Here is a 761-nt window from a genome sequence, read left to right as displayed (position 1 = left end):
AAATCAATGCACTCTAAAACCGGAAGAGCCCCGTTAGCGCCAGTGCGGTGGCGCAGAGGGTGGTGCTGGCACATAGTTTTTCCGTCGCATTTCTATGGTGTGTACTGCGGATTTGGTGGAATGTAGACGCGTCGTTTACTCTTATGAAGTCCGCAGCGAGCCTCGCTTACTGCACAGACCGCGCCCCGTTCGTCTAGCGGCCTAGGACGCTGGCCTCTCACGCCGGTAACACGGGTTCAAATCCCGTACGGGGTACAACGTGGCGGTTTCACGGTTCTGACCTGCAGAGTTCACGAAACCGACAAACGCCAAACGAAATCCCGATTCTCGTTACTGAGAATCGGGGTTTTGCTTGTTTTACTCGATCCCTGGTGCTTAAAAGCAGCAGGGATAGAGTGAAATTTCGGCTAAACGGGCAGTGGCCCACGACCTGTAGACCACGGCCTACATGGGCAGTGGTCTTTGTTGGTCTTTAGGCAGCAGCCGGGGGAGCCTGGGGTGCGACGTTGCCGAACGTGTTCCAGTCAGAGACTCGCTTACACGGTTGAGTTGGAACCGGGTCGCTGGGGTTTGTATTCAAGTCGAATACGACTCGGTGAAGGAACTTCTGAATCAGGTGAATGTTGACACCCACGATGCCCAAAGCGGTTACGAGGGTCGCGTTAGCGAACCCACGAACGAGACGGCGAGTCTTGTCGCCCAATCCCATGCGACCATTCTTGAGAAGGGTGAAGTGCCCCAGGTTTTGTTCCGTTTGAGTA

General features: G+C 54.9%; 1 tRNA gene. It reads left to right on the top strand.

The features are described 5' to 3' along the window. Positions 1-182 precede the first annotated feature (182 nt). Positions 183-255 (top strand) — tRNA-Glu (locus HMPREF2559_RS10245). Positions 256-761: the final 506 nt, after the last annotated feature.

The sequence above is a fragment of the Corynebacterium sp. HMSC072G08 genome (assembly GCF_001809185.1).
Taxonomy (GTDB): Bacteria; Actinomycetota; Actinomycetes; order Mycobacteriales; family Mycobacteriaceae; genus Corynebacterium; species Corynebacterium phoceense.
This window is presented reverse-complemented; position numbering and strand designations above follow the sequence as displayed.